Genomic DNA, 1,799 nt, shown 5'->3' on the forward strand with positions numbered 1-1,799 from the left:
CCGTTCCAAAGCTGCTAGCAGAGTGTTGCGCGGAACTCTACCCGCCACAGCTTGGTAGTACCGAGGCCATTTTTCGTCAAAATTCTGGGATTTAGGTAGTTCTGACATATAAAAGCGAGGATTTACAACTGCCAGCCTCGTTTAGCAGAGTTTAAGCATCGACCCCAAGAAAAAAAACTCTTGGGGTCGCGCCTTACCAAATTGCCTGAAACCTAAGCTGGTGAAGGGATTTGAACCCACGGCCCACGCATTACAAGTGCGTTGCTCTACCAGCTGAGCTACACCAGCGACCTAAATTAATATAGCAAACTTTGGGCTACTGTGGCTACTATCCCTAAAAATTTTCTTGATTTGCCTGAAATGCACGGTTGAGGCGATCGCATTTACTCCTTCAGCGTTACTGACTGCTGCTTGGACATCGCATACAACTCCCGACGCCAACTTCTGCCTTTCCCCTTATTTCGTGCTTTATATGTGGGTGTCAGCGAATGACAATTGGGACACAAAAGTCGCAGGTTATCCGGTGAGTTGTTTTGCCAATTTCCATCAATGTGGTCTACTTCCAGAGGAATTTTACCTGTATATGGATTTACTTCACACCAACCGCATAAAGAACACTTTTCGCCAAAGTTCCTAATCAAGTACCTTCTCACATGATTCGATACAGTACCCGATTTCTTACCGCCGCTGACTTTTCCATTCAGCCAGGAAACTATATATACTGTATATTGATGTTCGTTTTTACAGTAACTATTACAATACTTATCCACCGCTCTTTTCGTTTCTCTTTCACAGTTTAAGCATCGCCGTCTGGGTTTCTTCGGCATCGGCATAAATAGCACCCTAATAAAAAATATAAGATTATTCAATCAAGTTACTATTTACTTGGCAAGAAAGCGAACTTTACCACACCCGCAGCTACTGTCGATCGCACTCAACACCTCTTATCTGATATTATTAAAGACTGCGATAATTCTTAAATATCGTTGAAATGCAGCCGTAAAGTAGAAACGCTAGGTAGCATAGTTTATAGCCAGCCGATCGAAAAATAGCAATCGCAGCAGCATCAAAGCAGGAGAACACACTATGGGGATGACCCTCACTGAGAAAATTTTGGCACGCGCCGCCCAGCGGTCTGTCGTCGAACCGGGAGAAAATATCTGGGTTGACGTAGACGTGCTGATGACGCACGATGTATGTGGCCCCGGAACGATCGGCGTCTTCAAACGCGAATTCGGTGCGGACGCCAAAGTCTGGGACAAGGAAAAAATTGTCCTCATTCCCGACCACTACATCTTCACCGCCGACGAACGCGCCAACCGCAACGTGGATATCCTGCGTGAATTTGCCAAAGAACAGGGTATCAAATATTTCTACGATATTACCGATCGCTCCAACTTCAAAGCCAACCCAGATTACAAAGGCGTCTGCCACATCGCCCTCGCGCAAGAAGGTCACACCCGACCGGGCGAAGTGCTATTCGGCACAGACTCCCACACCTGCAACGCGGGTGCTTTCGGTCAGTTTGCCACAGGGATCGGCAACACCGACGCCGCCTTCATCATGGGAACAGGTAAACTGCTGATTAAAGTACCAGCTACCATGCAATTTGTCTTCGATGGCGAAATGCCGGATTATTTGCTCGCCAAAGACCTAATTTTGCAAATAATTGGCGATATTACCGTCTCTGGTGCTAACTATCGCACATTGGAATTTAGTGGCAATACCGTCGCAGCGATGTCGATGGAAGACAGGATGACGCTGTGCAATATGGCGATCGAAGCAGGCGGCAAAAATGG

The 1,799-nt window shown here is 46.7% G+C and carries 2 protein-coding genes and 1 tRNA gene; 1 reads left to right on the forward strand and 2 read right to left on the reverse strand.

Annotation, left to right across the window (positions count from 1 at the left end):
* Positions 1–215: 215 nt before the first annotated feature.
* Together H6S82_RS31835 and H6S82_RS31840 are read right to left on the reverse strand one after the other, a co-directional pair.
* A tRNA-Thr gene (locus tag H6S82_RS31835) sits at positions 216–288 on the reverse strand.
* A gap of 95 nt (positions 289–383) precedes the next feature.
* Positions 384–833: an HNH endonuclease signature motif containing protein gene (locus H6S82_RS31840; protein ID WP_190462682.1), complete on the reverse strand. Its 450-nt coding sequence runs from the start codon at positions 831–833 to the stop codon at positions 384–386.
* A gap of 253 nt (positions 834–1,086) precedes the next feature.
* Here H6S82_RS31840 and H6S82_RS31845 point away from each other — a divergent pair.
* Positions 1,087–1,799, forward strand: a 713-nt coding sequence (locus H6S82_RS31845; protein ID WP_242057198.1) for an aconitase family protein, incomplete at its 3' end; no start/stop codon positions are given.

Source organism: Planktothrix sp. FACHB-1355, assembly GCF_014748295.1.
Lineage (GTDB): Bacteria > Cyanobacteriota > Cyanobacteriia > Cyanobacteriales > Aerosakkonemataceae > Aerosakkonema > Aerosakkonema funiforme_A.

Excerpts from the sequence above, each read along its gene's own strand:
- H6S82_RS31840 (WP_190462682.1), bottom strand. The coding sequence starts at position 833 with ATGCCGATGCCGAAGAAACCCAGACGGCGATGCTTAAACTGTGAAAGA.